Raw genomic sequence first — 958 nt, 5'->3', positions numbered from 1 at the left:
TAGTGTACCAATTGTTCTGCCAAGGGCATCGTTGGGTAGCTACGTACGGATGTGATAAGAGCTGAAAGCATCTAAGCTCGAAGCCAACTCTAAGATGAACTTTCCCTGAAGATCCCAGCAAGACTAGCTGGTTGATAGGCTAGATGTGTAAGCGTTGTAAGGCGTTTAGCTGACTAGTACTAATAGATCGTTTGGCTTATTTTTTTAATTTCTTGGTTTACTATCTTATTAAGTATTTTACTACTTAATATTGTGTTAGAATTTCTTTCACGAATTAATTTTTACTTTAACATTACTTTTCACTCATTACCAATGTGAGTACAGAGTATACTTCCTATAGTATATTTGATACTCATATTGCTGGTGGCTATAGAGAAGTGGCAATACCCAGCTCCATTCCGAACCTGGAAGTCAAGCACTTCATCGCTGATAATACTGCAGGGTCCCCTTGTGGAAACGTAGGTCGCTGCCAGCTCTTGAGTTTTTCTCAAAGCCTTATCTTTTTTAACTTTCCAAAGTTATCTGAGATAAGGCTTTTTTTTTGCACTTTTTTCTTAAACTTTCTTTTTTATTTCAGTCTACCCTAATCCCAAATAAAATTATTGCTTGTACTTTATTTATTCTTTTCTTTTACATCTTATTTCAAATTACTTTTCTAAAAGTAATGCTCTTATTATTTATATATAAAAAACCTTTTCTCTATACTAATAAATAAAAAGAAGACTAAATATAAATAAAAAACTAAGAATAGATTAAAGAAATAGTATGTAAAAAGGTAAAACATAAATAGAGAAAATTCCAAAAGTCCCATAAGATCAGTAATAAAATATAGTTAAAGTCAATAACTAAAAAACAAAACACAAAATTTAAGCCAGAATGAAGAAAAAACTCTTGACAAGCGGTATAGATTTTACTATAATTCCACTCCAATTTACGAAGAGGCACACGGAAGTGAGTT

The 958-nt window shown here is 31.8% G+C and carries 2 rRNA genes; both read left to right on the top strand.

Annotation, left to right across the window (positions count from 1 at the left end):
• Positions 1 to 204, top strand: a 23S ribosomal RNA gene (locus OIF36_04225); the annotation flags it as partial.
• A gap of 155 nt (positions 205 to 359) precedes the next feature.
• Positions 360 to 475: ribosomal RNA gene (gene rrf, locus OIF36_04220) — 5S ribosomal RNA — on the top strand.
• The last annotated feature ends 483 nt before the right edge of the window (positions 476 to 958 follow it).

The organism is Alphaproteobacteria bacterium (assembly GCA_025800285.1).
Classification (GTDB): domain Bacteria; phylum Pseudomonadota; class Alphaproteobacteria; order JAOXRX01; family JAOXRX01; genus JAOXRX01.
This window is presented reverse-complemented; position numbering and strand designations above follow the sequence as displayed.